Below are 21,266 nucleotides of genomic sequence, written 5' to 3'. Positions count from 1 at the left end.
TGCCCGTCGAGCGCCGCCCGCACAAAGCCTTCGACCGGTGTCGGTCCCCCGGCCTAGCGTTGTCCCTCGTGCGACCCCTCCCCCTGCCCGACCCGGGCACCCCGCCGCTCACCGGGCCGTGGGCCCTGCTCGGCTGGCTCGCCCGCCAGCAGGCCCGGACGCTGGCGGCCTCGCTGACGTGCGGTGTCGTCGTCTTCGGCGTCCAGGCGTTCCAGCCGTACCTGGTCGGGCGGGTCGTGGACTCGGCGACCGCGGGCGGGCTCGACGCCGAGACGTGGCGCTGGGCGGTCCTCCTGCTCGTCCTGGGCGCGGCCATGGCCGGGGTGTCGGTGCTCGGGCACCGGTTCGACGTGCGCAACTGGATGGAGGGGGCGTACCGCTCCTCGCAGCTCGTCTCGCGCACCGTGTCCCGCTCGGGGCACGCGATCTCGGCGGAGCTGCCGACGGGCGAGGTCGTGGCCTCGATCGCGAACGACGTCCACCGCATGGGTGACCTGTTCGCCATGTCCGCGCAGTTCGTCGGGTCGCTGGTCGCGTACGCCGTCACCACGGCGCTGATGCTCCAGGCGTCGGTGCAGCTCGGCGTCGTCGTCGCGCTCGGCCTGCCGGTGGTGGCGGTGATCCTCGCGTTCCTCGTCAAGCCGCTCCAGAAGCGGCAGGCGGCCCAGCGCGAGGCCTCCGGGCGCCTGACGACGCTGGGCGCCGACACCGTCTCCGGGCTGCGGATCCTGCGCGGCATCGGCGGCGAGTCGGTGTTCTCGGCCCGCTACCGCGCGCAGTCGCAGAAGGTGCGTGCCGCCGGGGTCCAGGTGGCCGGGATGCAGTCGTGGCTCGACGCGCTCCAGGTGGTGCTGCCCGGGCTGTTCACGGTCGCCGTCGTGTACCTCGGCGCGCTGTCCGCGGTGCGCGGCGAGATCACCGCGGGGCAGCTCGTGTCGTTCTTCGGGTTCGCGGCGTTCCTCAGCTGGCCGGTGCAGCTCGCGATCCAGTTCCTCAAGGTCGCCACGAACGCGCACGTCTCCGCCGGCAAGGTGGTCAAGGTGCTGCGCGTGGTCCCCGCGACGGGTGCCGCGCCCGCCACGGCCGAGCCGCCCGCCACCGGAGCCGTCCTGCACGATGAGGCGACAGGCGTCGCGCTCGCCCCCGGCCGCGTCGTCGCGCTGGTCGCGGCCGACCCCGACGAGTCCGCCGCCGTCGCCCTGCGCCTCGGCCGGTTCGACGACGACGCCGAGGCCGCGACGCCCGTGACTCTCGGCGGGGTGCGGCTGTCGTCGCTGCCCAAGGAGCACCTGCGCCGCCGCATCGTCGTCGCGGAAGCGACGCCGACCATCTTCTCCGGGCGCCTCGACGTCGAGCTCGACTCCCGGTCGCGGGCGGAGCTCGCCGACCTGGAGCGGGCCCTGCACGTGGCCGACGCGCACGACGTCCTCGAGTCCATGCCCGGCGGCCTCACGGGCGAGCTGCCCGAGAAGGGCCGCTCCCTGTCGGGCGGCCAGCGGCAGCGCGTCGCGCTCGCGCGCGCCCTGCTCACCGACCCCGAGATCCTCGTGCTGGTCGAGCCCACGAGCGCCGTCGACGCCCACACCGAGGCCCGCATCGCCGCCCGCCTCGCCGACGACCGCCGCGGCCGCACCACCCTGATCGTCACCGCGAGCCCGCTCGTGCTCGACCACGTGGACGAGGTCCTGTTCCTGGAGGGCGGCCGCGTGGTCACGTCGGGCACGCACCGCGCCCTGCTCGACCGTCGGCCCGACGACGACACCGACGACGATGCGCGCGACGGGGCCGGCGCGGCGGCGGCACGCTACCGCGCCGTCGTCGGGCGGTCCTTGGATGCGGACTCGGCCGCGTCTCCGGACGCCGACTCGGCCGAGTCGCCGGACGATCCTGAACGAGCCCGCGGCGCCGTCCGCCACCGGTCCGTCGATGCGCTGGAGGCGCGGTCATGAAGCTGCCGATCGCGGACGCCGCGACCACGTGGGCCTACACCCGCGCGCTGCTGCGGGCGAACCGCCGCGAGTTCCTCCTCATCGCGACGCTGACGATGCTGTCGTCCCTCGCGGGGCTGGTCGGGCCGTGGCTGCTCGGCCGCCTCGTCGACGACGCGCGGGCCGGCACCACCGCCGGGCACGTGCGCGACCTCGTGCTGGTCGCCGTCGTCGCGATCCTTGCGCGCGGCGTCGTGCAGAAGATCGCCCAGCAGCGGGCGATGGTGTTCGGCGAGTCGGTGTTCGCGGCGATGCGCGAGGAGTTCCTCGACACCGTCACGGCCCTGCCGCTGTCCACCGTCGAGCGCGCCGGCACGGGCGACCTCGTGGCTCGCACCACCAACGACGTCGCGAAGATCCAGAACGCGGTCCGGTTCGGCGTCCCGCAGCTCACGGTGTCGGTGGTGACGATCCTGCTCACCGTCGTCGCATGCCTGGTGATGGCGCCGCTCGTCGCGGTGGCCATGTTCGTGGGCATGCCGCTGCTGCTCACCGTGGTGCGGTGGTACCTGCGCCGCGCCCCCGACGCGTACCAGGCGGAGTCGGCCACCTACGCGTCGCTCAACGGCACGGTCACCGAGTCGGTCGAGGGCGTGCGGGCCGTCGATGCGCTCGACCTGGGCGGACGGCGCAACGACCGCTCGGACGCGGACATCGCGGCCGCCTACACCGCGGAGATGCGGACGCTCGGCCTGCGCACCGTGCTGTTCCCCGGCGTGGACCTGACGTTCGTGATCGCGCCCGTGGCGGTGCTGGTGTGGGGCGGGTTCCTCGCCTCGCAGGGCACGGTCACGATGGGTGCCGTCACCGCGCTGGTCATGTACACCTTCCAGCTCACCGGCCCGGTGTGGAACCTCGTGTTCTGGCTGGACGAGATGTCGGTCGCGGCCGTGTCGCTCGCGCGCATCATCGGCGTGCGGCTCGTCCCGACGGACCGCGCCGCCAGCGGCGCCACCCCGGCGGAGGACGGTGGGATGGAGGCGCGCGGCGTGCGGTACGCGTACCGCGAGGGGCACGACGTGCTGCACGGCATCGACCTCGACCTGCGGCCCGGCGAGCGGCTCGCCATCGTGGGGCCGTCCGGGGCGGGCAAGTCGACGTTCGGCCGCATGCTCGCGGGCATCCACCCGCCCACGGGCGGGTCGGTGACCGTCGGCGGCGTGCCGCTCGTCGACCTGCCGCTCGAGGAGCTGCGGCGCCGCGTCGCCCTGGTCACGCAGGAGCACCACGTGTTCGTGGGCACGGTCGCCGACAACCTGCGGCTCGCCGACGTCGGCGCGTCCGACGAGCGGCTGCGCGACGCGCTCGCCGCCGTCGACGCCCTGACCTGGGTGGACGACCTGGAGCAGGGCATCGAGACGGAGGTCGGCTCGGGCGGGGTGACGCTCACGCCGGCGCAGGCGCAGCAGGTCGCGCTCGCGCGCCTCGTGCTGCTCGACCCGGACGTGCTCGTGCTCGACGAGGCGACGTCGCTGCTGGACCCGCGCGCGGCCCGCCACCTCGAGCGCTCGCTCGCGGCGGTGCTGCACGGCCGCACGGTCGTCGCGATCGCCCACCGCCTGCACACGGCCCACGACGCCGACCGCGTCGCGGTGGTGGAGGACGGTCGCATCACCGAGCTCGGCGCCCACGACGACCTGGTCGCCGCCGGCGGCAGCTACGCCGCGCTGTGGCACAGCTGGCAGCACGAGTAGCCCGGCGGCATGCTCGGCCCATGACCAGCACCCACCACGCGATCGACTACGTCGAGCTCGGCGTCACCGACCTGGCCGCCACCCGGGCCTTCTACGAGGCGGCGTTCGGGTGGCGGTTCACCGACTACGGGCCGGACTACGCGGGCATCGTCGCGCCCGACGGCGACGGCGAGGTCGGCGGCCTCAACCCCGGGCGAGCGCCCGGCCGCGCGGGGCCGCTCGTCCTGCTCTACTCCGAGGACCTCGACGCGACCGTCGCGGCCGTGACCGCCGCGGGCGGCCAGGTGGTCGACGGCCCGTACGCCTTCCCCGGGGGCCGCCGGTTCCACTTCACCGACCCGAGCGGCAACGAGCTGGGGGTCTGGGCGTCGGCCTGATACTGCCCGCTCAGGCCGCTACGCGCCGGCGGCCACGACGCGGACGGTGTTCGCCCACGGGTCCTCGAACGCGAGGGTCTGCCCGTCGTCGGCCGTGGCCGCGCCGTAGAACCGCATGCGGTCCGCGAGCGCCCCGACGTCGTCGCCGGTGGGCAGCACGAGGTCCAGCTGGCCGAGGCCCAGCGTGCGCGCGCGGCGGCCGGCGCCCGCGCTGTTCCACGTGTTCATCGCCAGGTGGTGGTGGTACCCGCCGGCGCTCACGAACAGCGCGGAGCCGCCCAGCGACGCCGTCGCGTCGAAGCCGAGCTGGTCGACGTAGAAGCGGCGGGCCGACGCGATGTCGCCGACGCTGAGGTGGACGTGGCCCACGCGCGCGGCGCCGGCGTGCGGGTCGGCGGCCCCTGCCTCGTCGAGGTGCTCGCGCAGGTAGCCGTTCAGGTCGAGGAAGAGCGTGGCCATCTCGACCTGCCCGTGCGTCCAGCTCCACAGGCTGCGGTCGCGGTCCCAGTACAGCTCGACGCCGTTGCCCTCGGGGTCGGTGAAGTAGAACGCCTGGCTGACCAGGTGGTCGGCGCTGCCCGTGAACGTGCCGGGCGCGCGCGTCGCGACGGAGGCGACGGCGGCCGCGAGCGCCGCCTGGGTGTCGAACAGGATGGCGGTGTGGAACAGGCCGGCCTCGCCGGGGGACGCGTGCCGCAGGCCGGGCGCGTGCTCGAGCACGACGACGGCGGTGGTGCCGCGGCCGAGCACGGCGGTGGTGCCGCGGCCGAGCACGGCGCGCGGGCCGTCGTGGGCGAGCAGCCGCAGCGGCACGGCCTGCGTGTAGTAGGCGATCATCCGGTCGAGGTCGGCGACGCGGAGGGTGACCGCGCCCATGGCGGTGTCGGCGGCGATCCTGGTGTCCATCGGTGTCTGTCCTTGCTCGGTCGGGCCGCCGCGCGGTCGCGCGTCCTTGTTGAAGAGTAAATCTTCGGCCGCCTGCGCGGGCCCGGGGTGTTGGATGGGACCATGCCGACCGAGTCCGAGCTCGACGCCATCACCCTCGACCAGCTGCGCGCGGTGCCGTCGGAGAAGTGGTCGACGTACCCCGACGCGATCGGCGCGTTCGTCGCGGAGATGGACTTCGGCACGGCGCCCGCGGTGCGCCGCGCGCTGCACGACGCCGTCGACACGGGCCAGCTCGGCTACCTGTCCGGCCCGCCGGTCGCGCGCATGCAGGAGGCGTACACGGGGTTCGCGAAGCGCCGCTTCGGCTGGTCGGTGGACCCCGAGCGCGTCCGCCCGGTGCCCGACGTGCTCGCCGCGTTCGAGGCCACCGTGCGGCACCTGACCCCCGAGGGCTCGCCCGTCGTCCTCCCGACGCCCGCGTACATGCCCTTCGCCCCGTTCCTGCACGACCTGGGCCGCGAGGTGATCCCCGTCCCGTTCGCGCGGGACGGCGGCCGGTCCGTGCACGACCTGGACGCCGTCGACGCCGCGTTCGCCCGGGGCGCCGGGCTGCTCGTGCTGGTCAACCCGCACAACCCGACGGGCCGCGTCTTCGAGCGTGCGGAGCTCGAGGCGCTCTCGGCCGTCGTCGCGCGGCACGGCGGGCGGGTCTTCGCGGACGAGATCCACGCGCCCCTCGTCTACGCGGGCCACGCCCACGTCCCGTACGCGTCGGTCTCCCCGACGACGGCCGCCCACACCGTGACGGCGACGTCGGCGTCGAAGGCCTGGAACGTGCCCGGGCTCAAGGCCGCCCAGCTCGTCCTCACCGACGACGACGCGGCCGAGACCTGGCAGCGCCGCTGCACGTGGACGGAGCACCTGGCGGCGACGCCCGGCGTCCTGGCCCATGCGGCGGCGTACGACGCCGGCGAGGATTGGCTGGCCGACGTCCTCGCCTACCTGGACGGCAGCCGGCGCCTCGTGGCGGACCACCTGGCCGCGCACCTCCCCGAGGTGGGGCACACGCCGCCCGAGGGCACCTACCTCGCGTGGCTCGACCTGCGGCGCTACGCCCTGGACCGCCCGACGGCCTGGCTCCGCGAGCACGCGGGCGTCGCGCTCGCGGACGGCCGGCACTGCGGCGCGGCGGGCGACGGCTTCGTCCGCCTCACGCTCGCGACGCCGCGCCCCGTCCTGCGGGAGATCCTGGACCGCGTGACGACGGCGCTCACGACGGAGCGCCGCGGAGCGTAGCCCGACGGACGGCGCGGAGCCGATGCCGGCCGGCCGGCGACGTCGCGCAGGCGGCGCGCAGCCGACCTCAGCCCGGCAGCCCCGCGATGCCGGGGTCGTCCCCACGGCGCCGGGGACGCGGCCCGCCCGCAGCGCCCGCCGCGAGCACCGCACGCTCCGACCGGACCTCGTCGCGCGCGAGCCGGACGTAGAACGCGAGCGCGAACACCGCGAAGATGGTCCACTCGAGCGCGTAGAAGAGGCTCTGGAGGTTGAGGCCCGAGCCGCCCTCCACCTGGGGTCGCGGGACGAGCGCCGGCCCGCCCGACGCCGCGTCCACCTGCGCGGGGTCCGACGCCGTGAGCACCAGGTAGCCGTCCCAGATGGGCCCGCCCCAGTCGTTGACGAGCGCCGACGTCGCGATGTCGTGCGTGAGGGGCGGCCCGCCGGGGTTCGCGGGCGCGACCTCCCCGGACACCGACTCGCCCGCCTGGACCCACCCGGTCACGCGCACCTCGCCGTGCGGGGCGGCCAGCCCGGGCGCGTCGTCCGGCGAGGCCACCCAGCCGCGCACGACGGGCAGCACCGGGGCGCCCGACAGGCCCGCCCAGGACGCGCCGCCCGTGCCGTCGTCGGTGACGCGCAGCGGCGTCAGGACGAGGTAGCCGACCGCGCCGTCGAGCGCCCGCCCGGCGACGAGCAGCTGGGCGTCGTCGTCGAACGTACCGGTGACCCACACGGCCCGGCCGACGTCGTCGCCCGGCATGGGCGCCTGCGGCGCCACGAGCGTGCCGAGGCCCACCGGGCCCGACGACGCGGCGTCGGCCTCCGCGACGCGTGCCGCCGCGGCGGCACGCTCCGTGGCCCGGTGCCACTGCCAGATCCCGAGCTGCACGCACCCCGCCGCGACGGCGAGCGCGACCAGCAGCGCGACGAGCATCCGGGGGCGCACCAGCGCCCGCCACGGGGACGGGCGAGCGGACGGACGCGAGGGCACGGGCCCACGCTATCGGCGCGGGCGGGCACCCCCGGCACGCCGGGCAGCCGATGTGCGGCGACTCACTCCCACCCCCGCGCGGGACCCCGCCCCAGGCCGGCGTGACCGCCGTCGCCCGGCGCAGCGCCAGGGCTGTGTCGCACCAGGTGTACGGTGCTTAGATGTGGTCAGTCCACATGTGTGCGCCGTCCCAGGACGCGTCACCGACAGGAGGGCGCCAAGACGCCCCTCCTCTCCTGCACACCGCACGGTTCTGCGGTGGAATGAGCGTCGGGTACACATGCGAGCCCTCGAGAACGGGAGCAAGTGATATGACGTCGACGACCCCCGCAGCTGCGGGCGGGTGGCGAGCCACCGGAGTGGCGGACCTCTCCACGGAGACCCTCCAGCTGATCGACAAGTGGTGGCGCGCGGCCAACTACCTGTCGGTCGGCCAGATCTACCTGCTGGACAACCCCCTCCTGCGCGAGCCGCTGCACCGCGACCACGTGAAGCCGCGCCTGCTCGGCCACTGGGGCACCACGCCCGGCCTGACGTTCCTCTACGCGCACCTCAACCGCGCGATCAAGGAGCGCGAGCAGTCGACGATCTACATCACCGGCCCCGGCCACGGCGGCCCCGGCCTGGTGGCCGCCTCCTACCTGGACGGCACCTACTCCGAGGTCTACTCGGACATCACCAAGGACGACGAGGGCGTCCGCCGCCTGTTCAAGCAGTTCTCGTTCCCCGGCGGCATCCCGTCGCACGTGGCGCCCGAGACCCCCGGCTCGATCCACGAGGGTGGCGAGCTCGGCTACGCGCTGTCCCACGCGTACGGCGCGGCGTTCGACAACCCCGACCTCCTGGTCGCCTCCATCGTCGGCGACGGCGAGGCCGAGACCGGCCCGCTCGCGACGTCGTGGCACTCGAACAAGTTCGTCAACCCGGCCAAGGACGGCGTCGTCCTGCCGATCCTGCACCTCAACGGGTACAAGATCGCCAACCCGACCGTGCTGGCCCGCATCCCCGAGGCCGAGCTCAAGGCCCTCATGGAGGGCTACGGCCACAAGCCGCACTTCTTCGAGGTCGAGGACGAGTCCACCGAGGACGCCGTCTCGATCCACCGCCGCTTCGCCAAGGTGCTCGACGAGGTGCTCGACGAGATCGCCGAGATCAAGGCCCGCGCGGCCACCGGCGACGAGTCCCGCCCGCAGTGGCCCATGATCGTGTTCCGCACCCCCAAGGGCTGGACCGGCCCGGCGACGATCGACGGCAAGAAGACCACCGGCTCGTGGCGCGCCCACCAGGTCCCCCTGGCCAGCGCCCGCGACACCGAGGAGCACCTGCACGACCTCGAGTCGTGGCTGCAGTCCTACGGCCCCGAGGAGCTGTTCGACGCCGAGGGCGCCGTGCTCCCCGAGATCACCGCGGCCCTGACGCCGTCGGGCACCCTGCGCATGAGCGACAACCCGCACGCCAACGGCGGCCTGCTCCTGCGGGACCTGCGCCTGCCGGACTTCCGCGACTTCGCCGTCGACGTGCCGACGCCAGGCGGCGCCATCTCGGAGGCCCCGCGCGAGCTGGGCAAGTTCTTCACGGAGATCATCCGCCGCAACCCGGACAACTTCCGGATCTTCGGCCCGGACGAGACCGCGTCGAACCGCCTCCAGGCCGTCTACGACGTCACCGACAAGCAGTGGAACGCCGACTTCTACGGCGCCGACGTCGACGAGCACATGTCGCGCTTCGGCCGCGTCGTCGAGATGCTCTCGGAGCACCAGGTGCAGGGCTGGCTGGAGGGCTACCTGCTCACCGGCCGCCACGGCATGATGAGCTCCTACGAGGCGTTCATCCACATCGTCAACTCGATGTTCAACCAGCACGCCAAGTGGCTCAAGGTCACCAACGAGATCCCGTGGCGCCGCCCCATCGCGTCGCTCAACTACCTGCTCTCGAGCCACGTGTGGCGCCAGGACCACAACGGCTTCAGCCACCAGGACCCCGGCTTCATCGACCACGTGGTCAACAAGAAGGCCGAGGTCGTCCGCGTCTACCTGCCGGCCGACGCCAACACGCTGCTGAGCACGTACGACCACTGCCTGCGCTCGCGCCAGCTCGTCAACGTCGTCGTCTCCGGCAAGCAGCCCTCGCCGCAGTGGCTGACCATGGACGAGGCCGTCGAGCACTGCACCCGCGGCCTCGGCATCTGGGAGTGGGCCGGCACGGAGAAGGACGGCGAGGAGCCGGACGTCGTGCTCGCCGCCGCCGGTGACGTCCCGACGATCGAGGTGCTGGCCGCGGCCGACATCCTGCGTCAGGAAGCCCCGGACCTGAAGGTCCGTATGATCAACGTCGTCGACCTGATGAAGCTGCAGGACCCCAAGGAGCACCCGCACGGGCTCTCCGACAAGGAGTTCGACGGCCTCTTCACGGACGACAAGCCGATCATCTTCGCGTACCACGGCTACCCGTGGCTCATCCACCGCCTCACGTACCGCCGCAACGGGCACGACAACATCCACGTGCGCGGGTACAAGGAGGAGGGCACCACCACCACGCCGTTCGACATGGTCATGCTGAACGACATGGACCGGTACCACCTGGTGATCGACGTCATCGACCGGGTCCCCGGCATGGCGTCCCGCTACGCCGGCCTGCGCCAGCGGATGCAGGACGCCCGCATCCGCGCCCGCGCCTACACCCGCGAGCACGGGGACGACATCCCCGAGGTGCGCGACTGGGTGTGGCCGGGTGCGCGTGACGCCGCGCAGGCCACGGAGGTCGCCGCCACCATCTTCACGGGTGGCGACAACGAGTAAGGCCTGAGAGCCCGGCCGGGGAGATCCCCCGGCCGGGCTTCTCGCCCCGCGGGTCCACAGCCCGGCGGGCCATCTGACCAGGGTTGATCCCGCAGGGTTACCACCAAGGAGCAGCAGCACCCATGACGGCCACGCGCACCATCGTCATCGCCTCCCCCGAGGGAGACTCCGGAAAGTCCACGATCGCTCTCGGCGTCATCGACCTGCTCGTCCGCCAGGGCCAGCGCGTCGGGGTCTTCCGCCCGGTCTCCCGCGTCTCGGCGGCGGCGGGCAACGACGGCCCGGCCACCGAGCGCGACCACGTGCTGGAGATGCTGCTCGAGCACGACGGCGTCGACCTCACCTACGAGGAGTCCGTCGGCATCACGTACGACGACATCCACGCCGACCTCGACGCCGCGATGAGCCGCATCGTGGCCCGCTTCCACGAGATCTCCGCGCGCTGCGACTCCGTGGTGGTGCTCGGCACCGACTACACCGACGTGTCGGGCCCGACCGAGCTCGCGTTCAACGCGAAGATCGCCGCCAACCTGGGCGCCCCGGTGCTGCTCGTGGTCTCCGGCCGCGGCCGCTCCGACGAGGACACCAAGGCCCTGACGCAGATCAGCCTCGGCGAGCTGCGCGCCAACCACGCCCAGCCCATGGGCGTCATGATCAACCGTTACGACGGCCGCACGCCCGCCGACGTCGCCGCGCTCACCGCCGACCCCGACCTGCCCGTGTGGGTGGTCCCCGAGGAGCCGTTCCTGCAGGCGCCGACGGTCGCGCAGCTCATGGAGGCCGTCGGCGGCGAGCTGTGGCTCGGCGACCCCGAGCTGCTGTCCCGCGAGGCCCTCGACGTGCTGGTCGGCGCGATGTCGGTCGAGCACCTCCTCGACCACCTGTCCGACGGCGCCGTCGTCATCACCCCCGGCGACCGCTCCGACGTCATCCTCTCGCTGCTGTCCGCCCAGGCGGCGACCAGCTTCCCGTCGCTCGCCGGCATCATCCTCACCGGCGGCATGGTTCCCGGCAGCTCCATCGGCGAGCTCGTCAAGGCGCTCGAGCCGCACGTGCCGCTCATCGTCACCGAGCAGGACACCTTCCCCGCCGCCCGCAGCGCGGGCGCCACGACGGGCCGCGTGACCGCGAGCGCCACGCGCAAGGTCGACGTCGCCCGCGGCCTGTTCGAGTCGGCCGTCGACGGCGAGGACCTGCTCGCCCGCCTCGCGGTGCCGCGCCCGTCGGTCGTCACGCCGCTCATGTTCGAGTACGAGCTCATCGAGCGCGCCCGCTCGGACCGCCGCCGCGTCGTCCTGCCCGAGGGCGACGACGACCGCATCCTGCGCGCCGCCTCGTCGGTGCTGGCCCGCGGCATCGCGGACCTGACCATCCTGGGCGACGAGACCGCCGTGCGTGCCCGCGCCACCGAGCTGGGCCTCGACATCTCGTCCGCCACGGTGCTCTCCCCCACCGACCCGGAGCACGTCGAGCGCTACGCCGCCGAGTACACGCGCCTGCGCGCCCACAAGGGCATGACGGTCGAGCGCGCCCGCGAGATCGTCACCGACGTCTCCTACTTCGGCACGATGATGGTCCACCTGGGCGACGCCCACGGCATGGTCTCGGGTGCCGCGCACACGACGGCGCACACCATCCGCCCGTCGTTCGAGATCATCAAGACCGCCCCCGGCATCTCGTCGGTGTCCGGCGTCTTCCTCATGTGCCTCGAGGACCGCGTGCTCGTGTACGGCGACTGCGCCGTCATCCCCGACCCGACGACGGAGCAGCTTGCCGACGTCGCCATCGCGTCCGCGGCCACCGCCGCGCAGTTCGGCGTCGAGCCGCGCATCGCGATGCTGTCGTACTCGACGGGCGAGTCCGGCTCGGGCGCCGACGTCGACAAGGTGCGCGCCGCGACCGCCGTCGTCAAGGAGCGCCGCCCCGACCTGTCGGTCGAGGGCCCGATCCAGTACGACGCCGCCGTCGACGCCGCCGTGGCCGCGTCCAAGCTGCCCGGCTCCGCCGTGGCCGGCCGCGCGACCGTCTTCGTGTTCCCGGACCTCAACACCGGCAACAACACCTACAAGGCCGTGCAGCGCTCGGCCGGCGCCGTGGCCGTCGGCCCGGTGCTGCAGGGCCTCAACAAGCCCGTCAACGACCTGTCCCGCGGCGCGCTCGTCCAGGACATCATCAACACGGTCGCCATCACGGCGATCCAGGCTCAGGGGGCCAGCAAGTGAGCACCGTTCTCGTCCTGAACTCCGGTTCGTCGTCGCTGAAGTACCAGCTGCTGAACCCGTCCACCGGCGACGTCCTCGCCGTCGGGCTGGTGGAGCGCATCGGCCTCGAGTCGGGTCGGATCGTCCACGAGGTCGGCGACGAGGAGCACGAGCGCGAGGCTCCCATCAAGGACCACGGCGTCGCCCTGCACCTCGTCCTCGACCTGTTCAAGGAGGTCGGCCCGTCGCTCGACGAGGCCGGCATCGTGGCCGTCGGCCACCGCGTGGTCCACGGCGGCACGCACTACTCGCAGCCCACCGTGATCGACGACGACGTCGTCGAGGGCATCCGGGCGCTCGTCCCGCTGGCGCCGCTGCACAACCCCGCGAACCTGACGGGCATCGAGGCGGCGCGCGAGCTCTTCGACGTGCCGCACGTCGCCGTGTTCGACACCGCGTTCTTCGCGACCCTGCCGCCGGCCGCGTACACCTACGCGATCGACGCGGACGTCGCGGCGGAGCACCAGGTGCGCCGCTACGGCTTCCACGGCACGTCGCACCAGTACGTGTCCGCGAAGGTCGCCGAGGTGCTCGGGCGCGACGACCTCAAGCAGGTCGTGCTGCACCTGGGCAACGGCGCCTCGGCGTCGGCCGTCGTGGACGGCGTGGCCGTCGACACCTCGATGGGCCTGACGCCGCTCGAGGGCCTGGTCATGGGCACGCGCTCGGGCGACCTCGACCCCGCCATCGTGTTCCACCTCAAGCGCGTGGCCGGGATGGACGTCGACGACATCGACGACCTGCTCAACAAGAAGTCCGGCCTGCTGGGCCTCTCCGGCCGCTCCGACATGCGCGACCTGCGCAACGCCGCCGACGCCGGGGACGCCACCGCGATCGCCGCGCTCGACGTGTACCGCCGCCGCCTGGTCAAGTACGTGGGCGCGTACGCGGCCGTCCTGGGCGGCATCGACGTGCTGACCTTCACGGCGGGCGTGGGCGAGAACTCGTTCCCGATCCGCCAGGAGGTCGCGGACGCGCTCGGCTTCCTCGGCCTGGCCGTCGACCCGGCCAAGAACCAGGTCCGCTCCAAGGAGCCGCGCATCATCAGCCCCGACGGGCACGAGGGCCCGCTCGTCATGGTCGTCCCGACCAACGAGGAGCTCGCGATCGCCCGCCAGTCGGTCGCGGCCATCGCCTGACGGCCGCCCCTCCCCGGCTATCGGGTCGGCGGTTGGGCTCCGGGTCGGCGGTTCGGTTCCGGGTCGGTAGTTGTATCCGCCGACCCGGAGCCCAACCGCCGACCCGGGCCCGCTCACAGCGTCAGGGACGCCGCCACCTTCAGGTCGCGAGCGCTCGCCTCGCCAGACGTCCGGGTCGGTGTCCGTTTACCTGGGAGCGGGCGCGTCCGTACGCTCGGCGGGTGATCCTCCTCGACCCGCCCGCCTGGCCCGCGCACGGCACGCTGTGGTCGCACCTCGTCTCCGACGCCTCGCTGCACGAGCTGCGCCAGTTTGCGCAGGCCGCGGGACTGCCCGACCGCGGGTTCGACCTCGACCACTACGACGCCCCCGCGGCCCGCCACGACGAGCTCGTCGCGGCGGGAGCGACCCCGGTCGACGGGCGCACCCTCGCCCGCCGCCTCGCGACGTCGGGGCTGCGCGTGCCCGGCCACGAACGGGCGGCCGCCAAGCGCCCCGCCCTCACCGACCGCTGGGCCGCGCTCGGCGACCTGCCGGCGGTCGTCGGCGCCGACCTGATCACCCGCTGGGCCGAGCCGCACCGGGTCTACCACGGCCGCCTGCACCTGGCGGCCGCGCTCGACGCGCTGGACGAGCTGCTCACCGCGTCCGACGTCGACGCCGCCTCCGCGCACACCGCCCGGCTCGCGGTGTGGTTCCACGATGCCGTGCACGACGGCGAGGCGGGCCGCGACGAGGAACGCTCCGCCGCCCTCGTGGTCAAGGCGCTCGCCACGACCCCGCTGACCAGCGACGACGTCGCCGAGGTCGAGCGGCTCGTGCTGCTCACCGCAGCGCACGCCCCCGAGCCGGACGACCTGCTCGGCGGCCTCGTCAGCGACGCCGACCTCGCCGTCCTCGGCGGGTCACCGCAGCGGTACGCGCGCTACGTCCACCAGGTGCGCGCGGAGTACGGCCACGTCCCCGACGGCGCCTTCCGGGCGGGCCGTGCGGCGGTCCTGGAGCAGCTCCTGGCGCTCCCGTCGCTCTACGCGACACCGGCGGGCCGCGCCCGCTGGGCGGTCGCCGCCGAGACGAACCTGCGCGGCGAGCTCGAGTCCCTCCGAGCCTGAGCGCCCGACGAGGGCGTCTCCGCCGGACGATCCGGCGGCGCCCCCGTCAGCGCAGCCGGGCCGCCCGCATCGCCCGCATCCCCGCGGTGAGCACGGCCGCCGCCCTCTCGCCGCCGAGGGCGTCGATGCGCGCGAGCGAGACGCGCTGGGTGGCGATCGTCTGCGGCTCGCTGAGCGCCTCCACGATCTCGCGCCCGTGCCGCCGGCCCTGGCCCGAGGCGCCGAACCCGCCGAGCGGCGCCGCCACGGACCCGAACGCCGCCATGTACCCGTCGTTGACGTTGACCGTCCCCGCGCGCATCCGGCCGGCGACCGCCTGTGCCCGGCCCACGTCGCGCGACCACACCGAGGCGCTCAGCCCGTACTCGGAGTCGTTGACGACCGCGACGGCCTCGTCGTCGGACGCCACGCGGCGGATCGACACGACGGGTCCGAAGGTCTCCTCCCGGGCGCACAGGGCGTCGTCGGGCACGTGGTCGAGCACGGTGGGGGCGTAGAAGTACGGCCCCACGTCGGCCCGGTGCACGGCTCCCGCCAGGGCGGTCGCCCCGCGCCCGAGCGCGTCGTCGACGTGGCCGGAGACGCGCGCGAGCTGGTCCGCGGAGACGAGCGAGCCGACGTCGGCGGAGTAGTCCAGGCCGCCGCCCAGCCGGAGCGTGCGGGCGCCCGCGACAAACGCCGGGACGAACGCGTCCGCCACCGCCTCGTGCACCACGAGGCGCTCGACCGACACGCACAGCTGGCCCGCGTTCGCGAAGCAGGCGCGCAGCGCACCGGCCACCGCGGCGTCGACGTCGGCGTCCGCCGCGACGTACATGCCGTTCTTGCCGCCGAGCTCGAGCGTCGCGCCGATGAGTCGCCGCCCGGCCTGCGCCGCGACGAGGCGGCCCGTCGCCGTCGAGCCCGTGAACGCGACGTGGTCCACGGCGTCGACCAGCGCGACGCCCGTCTCGGCCCCGCCCGCGACGACGAGGAAGAGGTCGGCCGGCAGCCCGCACGCCTCCAGCAGCTCGGCCACCCACAGCGCCGTCAGCGTCGTCTGCGGGTCGGGCTTGACGACGACGGCGTCGCCCGCGACCAGCGCGGGCAGCGCCTCGGAGACCGCCATCGCGAGCGGGTAGTTCCACGGCGCGATGACGCCGACGACCCCGACGGGCCGCAGGTGCACCGACGCCCCCGTGACGAGCGGCATCATGCCCCGCACGCGGCGGGCCGCCAGGTACCCGGGGCCCGCGACGGCGTAGTGCCGCGCGACCTGGGAGGCGTAGGCGACCTCCTCGAACGCGTGCGCGCGCGCCTTGCCGCCCTCGAGCTGGACGAGGTCGAGCACCTCGGACTGCCGGTCCAGCACGGCCTTCGCGAACCGCAGCAGCACCCGCGCCCGCTCGCGCACCGCGACGTCCGCCCACGCGGCCTGCGCCGCGCGCGCCCGCGCGACGGCGGCGGCGACGTCGTCGGGCGACGACACGGGGAGCGAGACGAGCGGTGCGCCGGTGAACGGGGCCGACGCCCGGTGCTCCCCGAGCTGCGCGAGCTCGCGAGCCGCGCGAGCAGCGGCGCGACGACCTGGGGCTCCAGCGCGTAGGTGCCGGCGGGGAGCTCGGGGTCGACGAGCCCGGGCAGACCGTGGAGTGCGTCACCGGTGTCCATGCCGGCCACCCTACTCACGCGCTCTGACAGCCCGGCGCGACATCCGGGGGCGGCGCAGGGCCCAGCCCCGTCCGGGGAGCCGGGCCCTGCGCGACGGAGCAGCGGCCGGTCAGTGCGGCTGGTACGGCGAGACGACGACCTCGACGCGCTGGAACTCCTTGAGGTCCGAGTACCCGGTCGTGGCCATCGCCCGCTTGAGCGCGCCGACGAGGTTGAGGGTGCCGTCGGCCTGGCGGCCCGGCCCGAAGAGGATCTCCTCGAGCGTGCCGGACGTGCCGACCTCGACACGCTCGCCGCGCGGGAGCTGCTCGTGGTGCGCCTCCGGGCCCCAGTGCCAGCCGCGGCCCGGCGCCTCCTGCGCCCGGGCGAGCGCCGCGCCGAGCATGACGGCGTCGGCGCCGCACGCGACGGCCTTGACGATGTCGCCCGAGCGCCCGACGCCGCCGTCGGCGATGACGTGCACGTAGCGGCCGCCGGACTCGTCCAGGTAGTCGCGGCGCGCGGCCGCGACGTCGGACACCGCGGTGGCCATCGGCGCGTGGATGCCCAGCGAGACGCGCGTGGTGTGCGCGGCGCCGCCGCCGAAGCCGACCAGCACGCCCGCGGCGCCGGTGCGCATGAGGTGCAGCGCCGCGGTGTACGTGGACGCTCCGCCGACCACGACGGGCACGTCGAGCTCGTAGATGAAGCGCTTGAGGTTGAGCGGCTCGGCGTTGCCCGAGACGTGCTCGGCCGACACCGTGGTGCCGCGGATGACGAACAGGTCCACCCCGGCGTCGACGACGGCCTTGTGGTGCTCCTGCGTGTTCTGGGGGCTCAGCGCGCCCGCGACGGTGACGCCCGCGGCGCGGACCTCCTTGAGGCGCTGCGTGATGAGCTCGGCCTTGATGGGCTCGGCGTAGATCTGCTGCATGCGCCGCGTCGCCTCGTCGGCGGGCAGCTCCGCGATCTCGGCGAGCAGCGCCTCGGGCGCCTCGTACCGCGTCCACAGGCCCTCGAGGTCGAGGACGCCGAGACCGCCGAACCGGCCCAGCGCGATGGCCGTCTCCGGGCTCATGACGGAGTCCATCGGTGCGGCCATGATCGGCAGCTCGAAGTGGTAGGCGTCGATCTGCCAGCCCACCGAGACGTCCTTCGGGTCGCGGGTGCGACGCGACGGGACGACGGCGATGTCGTCGAAGGAGTACGCCCTGCGTCCGCGCTTGCCGCGCCCGATCTCGATCTCGTTGCTCACCCGAACAGCCTACCGGCGCAGGCCACGCACGCCCTTCTGGTGTCGATCCCCGACCGGTCCGCGGCCCGCCCGAGGCGCTGCGCGGGGGCGTGGCGGTGGGCGTGTCGGTGGTGCGTGGCAAGGTCTGCGCCAAGGACGTCGAGATGGAGGAGCACCCGATGAGCGAGCGGTCGTACGACGCGTTCTCGGCCGGCTGGGCCCAGGGCCCGCTGGTCGGGTTCGACACGGAGACCACCGGCGTCGACGTCGCGAACGACCGGATCGTGACGGCCGCCGTGGTGCTGCGCATCCCCGGCGTGAGCACGGACGTGCGCACGTGGCTCGTCGACCCGGGCGTGGACATCCCGGCCGAGGCCGCCGCCATCCACGGCATCTCCACCGAGCACGCGCGGGCACACGGCACGTCGCCCGCCGTCGCGCTCGAGGAGATCGCCGCGGAGCTCGCCGCGCACCTGCGCGAGGGCGTGCCCGTCGTCGCCTACAACGCGTCGTTCGACCTGTCGCTGCTCGACGCCGAGCTGGCCCGGCACGGGCTCGCGACGCTGCCGGAGCGGCTCGGGCGCGCGGTCACCCCCGTGCTCGACCCGCTGGTGATCGACCGCTGGCAGGACCGGTACCGCCCCGGGAAGCGGCGGCTCGGCAACCTCGTGGAGCACTACGGGGTGCTGGCCACCGACGAGCTGCACGCCGCCGACGTGGACGTGCTCGCGACGCTCGACGTGCTCGACGCGCTGGTGCGCGCGTTCCCGGTGCTCGGGGCCATGAGCCTGGAGGAGCTGCACGCGGCACAGGTGGGCGCGCACGACACGTGGGCGCGCAGCTTCAACGAATGGCGCGAGAGCCAGGGCTTCGACGGCCCGGGCGCCTCGACGGCGTGGCCCGTGGAGCACGCGACCTGGTGACACGCACGGGTCCTGCGACTCCGCGTCGGGCGACGGGTCACCCCGTCGTCCGACGCGCCGTCGCAGGACCCGTGCGAGGTCCGCTCAGAACCCCGTGTAGTTCGGCGCCTCGACCGTCATCTGCACGTCGTGCGGGTGGCTCTCCTTGAGCGAGGCGGACGTGATGCGCACGAACCGGCCCTTCTCCTGGAGCTCCGGGATCGTGCGCGCGCCGACGTAGAACATCGTCTGGTGCAGGCCGCCCACGAGCTGGTGCGCGACCGTGGTGAGCGAGCCCTTGAACGGCACCTGGCCCTCGACACCCTCGGGCACGATGAGCGAGTCGTCCGCCACCTCGGCCTGGAAGTAGCGGTCCTTCGAGTAGGACTTCTTGCCGCGCGACGACATCGCGCCGATGGAGCCCATGCCGCGGTACGCCTTGAACTGCTTGCCGTTGACGAGGATCGTCTCGCCGGGCGACTCGGCCGTGCCGGCGAGCATCGAGCCCAGCATGACCGTCTCCGCGCCGGCCACGATGGCCTTGCCGATCTCGCCCGAGTGGCGCATGCCGCCGTCGGCGATGACGGGCACGCCGGCGGGCCGCGCGGCGAGCGAGGCCTCGTACACGGCGGTCACCTGCGGGACGCCGACGCCCGTGACGATGCGCGTGGTGCAGATCGAGCCCGGGCCGACGCCCACCTTGATGGCGTCCGCGCCGGCGTCGACGAACGACTGTGCGCCCTCGCGCGTGGCGACGTTGCCACCGATGACCTGCACGTCGCGCGTGGCCGGGTCCTTCTTGAGGCGCTCGACCATCTCGATGAGCATGCGCACGTTGCCGTGCGCGGTGTCGGCGACGAGCACGTCGGCGCCGGCGTCGATGAGCGTGGTCGCACGCTCCCACGCGTCGCCGTAGTAGCCGATGGCCGCGCCGACGAGCAGGCGGCCCTGGCCGTCCTTCGACGCGTTCGGGAACTGCTCGGACTTCACGAAGTCCTTGACGGTGATGAGGCCCGCGAGGCGCCCGGACGCGTCGATCAGCGGGAGGCGCTCCAGCTTGTGCTTGCGGAGCAGGACGGTGGCCTCCTCGCGCGAGATCGTCGACGGGCCCGTGATGAGCGGGGCGGGGGTCATGACGTCCGCGACGGTCGTCGTGGCCCACTCGGCGACGGGCGTGAAGCGCAGGTCGCGATTGGTCACGATGCCGATGAGGCGGTGGTCGGCGTCGACGACGGGGAAGCCCGAGATGCGGTACTCGCCCGCGAGCTTGTCGAGCTCCTCGAGGGTCTTCTCCGGGCCGATCGTCACCGGGTTGTCGATGATGCCCGTCTGCGTGCGCTTGACGAGGTCGACCTGGCGGGCCTGGTCCTCGATCGAGAGGTTGCGGTGCAGCACGCCGATGCCGCCCTGGCGGGCCATGGCGATCGCCATGCGGGCCTCGGTGACGGTGTCCATGGCCGCCGAGACCAGCGGCACGCGCAGCGAGATCTCGCGGGTCAGGCGCGACGTCGTGTCGATGTCCGACGGTGCGAGGTCGGAGTAGCCCGGCAGCAGCAGCACGTCGTCGTACGTGAGCCCGAGGTTCGCGAAGGGATCGTGAGCGTCCGTCATGGGGGAAGTCTACGGGGGCAGCACGCGGCGAGAGCCGCGTCGGCCGAGGCCTGCGTCACCCTCCGCCAGGGCTTCCCTCCCGCCGTGCCCGAGCCCGCTCGTCGGGCAAGGCTACGGCTCCGCTCCGCCTTACCCCACGACGGCGAGGACCTCGTGCAGCAGCCCCGTGAACGACCGGACGCGTTGCACGGTCGGGGCGAGCGGCAGCTCGCTGGCCGCGTTCTCGCGCCGCAGGCCGACGAAGATCGGCAGGCTCGCGAAGGCGTCGTGCACCGAGCGGACGGCGTCGAGGTCGGGCCGGGCGAGGGTCGTCGCGAGCACGACCGCCGCGGGCCGCACCATCGTCACGAGCTCGACGGCGCGGTGCGTGCTCGCGGGCCCGGTGACGACGCGCGCCGTGGCCCCGTGGGCCACGAGGGCGGCCGCGAGCGCGTGCGCCGCGAGCGGCACCACCTCGTCGGGCGCGGCGAAGATCAGCACGATCTTGCGCATCCGGCTCGGGTGGTTGGCCGGCGGGTTGCCCGCGTTGGTCATGGCCTGCTCGAAGGCCTCGGTGAAGTCGCGCAGGGCGCGCAGGGCCGCCGTGGCGAGCACGAGCTCGGGCACCTCGCCGGGCGTGCCGAGCACCGTGCGCTGCGCGATGCGCAGCCACGCCGGCTCGACGAGCTGGGTCCACCACGCGGCGGGGTCGCCCTGGGCGCCGATGCGCAGCAGGCCGTCGCAGGCCGACTGGTCGTAGGCGAGCGCCGCGTCGATGACGGCGGCGACCCGCGCGGAGATCGTGGACGGGGCGGCGCCGGGCAGCGAGGTCGCGTGGGCGCCGCGCGCTCCTTCGCCGCCCCCGGGCAGGGCGCGCAGGTGGCCGCGACCGCGCGGCCCCTCGGGCTCGTCGGGCGTGCCCGCGCTCGCCGCGCTCTGGGCCGCCGCGGCACGCCGGCCGGGCGTCGTCGTGGAGGTGTCGAGCTTGTCGACCTCGGTCTCGAGCGCGGCACGCGCGGCGTCGACGGGCGCGACGCCCTCGACCGTGAGCCGGCGCATGACCAGCAGCCGCGCCACGTCCTCGGGCGTGTAGCGGCGGTGCGAGCCGGCCGTGCGACCCGACGGGCCGAGGCCGTAGCGGCGGTCCCAGGTGCGCAGCGTGGCGGGGGCGACCCCGAGCCGGCGAGCCACCGCGGCGACGGCGAGCCCTGGGCTCGGCGCGCTGGGCCTGCCGGACGAGGCGGGCCTGGTGGGAGTCATGGCTCGATTGTGCCGACCGGGTCGTGCGCTTGCCACTGCGCCACGTCGGGTGGCGCGATTGTGTCTGGTCGAACAACTAACCTGGCCGGATTCCCGCGCACGGCCCCGGGAACGCGCCAGGC

General features: G+C 74.1%; 14 protein-coding genes and 1 pseudogene. 9 read left to right on the top strand and 6 right to left on the bottom strand.

The genetic code is table 11. The features are described 5' to 3' along the window. Positions 1–68 precede the first annotated feature (68 nt). Genes ET471_RS08970 through ET471_RS08960 form a run of 3 tightly spaced genes read left to right on the top strand, consistent with a single transcriptional unit; the run spans position 69 to position 4,059 of the window. Positions 69–1,949 (top strand): ABC transporter ATP-binding protein, encoded by a 1,881-nt coding sequence (locus ET471_RS08970; protein ID WP_129187658.1) that lies wholly within the window; start codon positions 69–71, stop codon positions 1,947–1,949. After that, positions 1,946–3,682 carry an ABC transporter ATP-binding protein gene (locus tag ET471_RS08965; protein ID WP_129187657.1) on the top strand — a complete coding sequence of 579 codons (1,737 nt, stop codon included), beginning with the start codon at positions 1,946–1,948 and terminating at the stop codon, positions 3,680–3,682. Before ET471_RS08970 ends, ET471_RS08965 begins: the two co-directional genes overlap by 4 nt. A 20-nt stretch (positions 3,683–3,702) precedes the next feature. Further along, entirely contained in the window at positions 3,703–4,059 is a 357-nt protein-coding gene (locus ET471_RS08960; RefSeq protein ID WP_129187656.1) for a VOC family protein, read from the top strand. Positions 4,060–4,077: 18 nt separating this feature from the next. Here the strand turns inward: ET471_RS08960 and ET471_RS08955 are convergent, their stop codons facing one another. Continuing rightward, the gene (locus tag ET471_RS08955) at positions 4,078–4,965 is read right to left on the bottom strand and encodes a VOC family protein (RefSeq protein WP_129187655.1); all 888 of its coding nucleotides are present in this window, start codon (positions 4,963–4,965) and stop codon (positions 4,078–4,080) included. Between the two features lie 102 nt (positions 4,966–5,067). Between ET471_RS08955 and ET471_RS08950 the strand changes: the two genes are divergently transcribed. Next, positions 5,068–6,243: a MalY/PatB family protein gene (locus ET471_RS08950; RefSeq protein WP_129187654.1), complete on the top strand. Its 1,176-nt coding sequence runs from the start codon at positions 5,068–5,070 to the stop codon at positions 6,241–6,243. Between the two features lie 67 nt (positions 6,244–6,310). Here the strand turns inward: ET471_RS08950 and ET471_RS08945 are convergent, their stop codons facing one another. Further along, entirely contained in the window at positions 6,311–7,219 is a 909-nt protein-coding gene (locus tag ET471_RS08945) for an SURF1 family protein (protein ID WP_242496477.1), read from the bottom strand. A gap of 311 nt (positions 7,220–7,530) precedes the next feature. Between ET471_RS08945 and ET471_RS08940 the strand changes: the two genes are divergently transcribed. The 4 genes from ET471_RS08940 to ET471_RS08925 all read left to right on the top strand — a co-directional run bounded on the left by ET471_RS08940 (position 7,531) and on the right by ET471_RS08925 (position 14,529). Continuing rightward, positions 7,531–10,017 carry a phosphoketolase family protein gene (locus tag ET471_RS08940; protein ID WP_207207362.1) on the top strand — a complete coding sequence of 829 codons (2,487 nt, stop codon included), beginning with the start codon at positions 7,531–7,533 and terminating at the stop codon, positions 10,015–10,017. Between the two features lie 122 nt (positions 10,018–10,139). Then, the gene (pta, locus tag ET471_RS08935) at positions 10,140–12,239 is read left to right on the top strand and encodes a phosphate acetyltransferase (protein ID WP_129187653.1); all 2,100 of its coding nucleotides are present in this window, start codon (positions 10,140–10,142) and stop codon (positions 12,237–12,239) included. After that, the gene (locus tag ET471_RS08930; protein ID WP_129187652.1) at positions 12,236–13,417 is read left to right on the top strand and encodes an acetate/propionate family kinase; all 1,182 of its coding nucleotides are present in this window, start codon (positions 12,236–12,238) and stop codon (positions 13,415–13,417) included. The genes pta and ET471_RS08930 overlap by 4 nt, the downstream gene beginning before the upstream one ends. 224 nt (positions 13,418–13,641) lie before the next feature. After that, positions 13,642–14,529 (top strand): DUF4031 domain-containing protein, encoded by an 888-nt coding sequence (locus tag ET471_RS08925; protein WP_129190834.1) that lies wholly within the window; start codon positions 13,642–13,644, stop codon positions 14,527–14,529. A 46-nt stretch (positions 14,530–14,575) separates the two neighbouring features. Here the strand turns inward: ET471_RS08925 and ET471_RS08920 are convergent. Together ET471_RS08920 and ET471_RS08915 are read right to left on the bottom strand one after the other, a co-directional pair. Next, positions 14,576–16,003, bottom strand: a pseudogene (locus ET471_RS08920) (succinic semialdehyde dehydrogenase); the annotation flags it as partial. 285 nt (positions 16,004–16,288) lie between these two features. Then, the gene (locus ET471_RS08915; RefSeq protein ID WP_129187651.1) at positions 16,289–17,413 is read right to left on the bottom strand and encodes a GuaB3 family IMP dehydrogenase-related protein; all 1,125 of its coding nucleotides are present in this window, start codon (positions 17,411–17,413) and stop codon (positions 16,289–16,291) included. 158 nt (positions 17,414–17,571) lie between these two features. Here ET471_RS08915 and ET471_RS08910 point away from each other — a divergent pair, with 158 nt between their 5' ends. After that, positions 17,572–18,315: an exonuclease domain-containing protein gene (locus ET471_RS08910; protein WP_129187650.1), complete on the top strand. Its 744-nt coding sequence runs from the start codon at positions 17,572–17,574 to the stop codon at positions 18,313–18,315. 84 nt (positions 18,316–18,399) lie between these two features. Here ET471_RS08910 and guaB read toward each other — a convergent pair whose 3' ends face one another. Together guaB and ET471_RS08900 are read right to left on the bottom strand one after the other, a co-directional pair. Continuing rightward, entirely contained in the window at positions 18,400–19,905 is a 1,506-nt protein-coding gene (gene guaB, locus ET471_RS08905; RefSeq protein ID WP_129187649.1) for an IMP dehydrogenase, read from the bottom strand. A gap of 129 nt (positions 19,906–20,034) precedes the next feature. Then, on the bottom strand, positions 20,035–21,144 hold the full coding sequence (locus ET471_RS08900) for a MerR family transcriptional regulator (protein WP_129187648.1): 1,110 nt from the start codon (positions 21,142–21,144) through the stop codon (positions 20,035–20,037). Between the last annotated feature and the right edge of the window lie 122 nt (positions 21,145–21,266).

This window comes from Xylanimonas protaetiae (genome assembly GCF_004135385.1).
In the GTDB taxonomy this organism is placed as follows: Bacteria; Actinomycetota; Actinomycetes; order Actinomycetales; family Cellulomonadaceae; genus Xylanimonas; species Xylanimonas protaetiae.
This window is presented reverse-complemented; position numbering and strand designations above follow the sequence as displayed.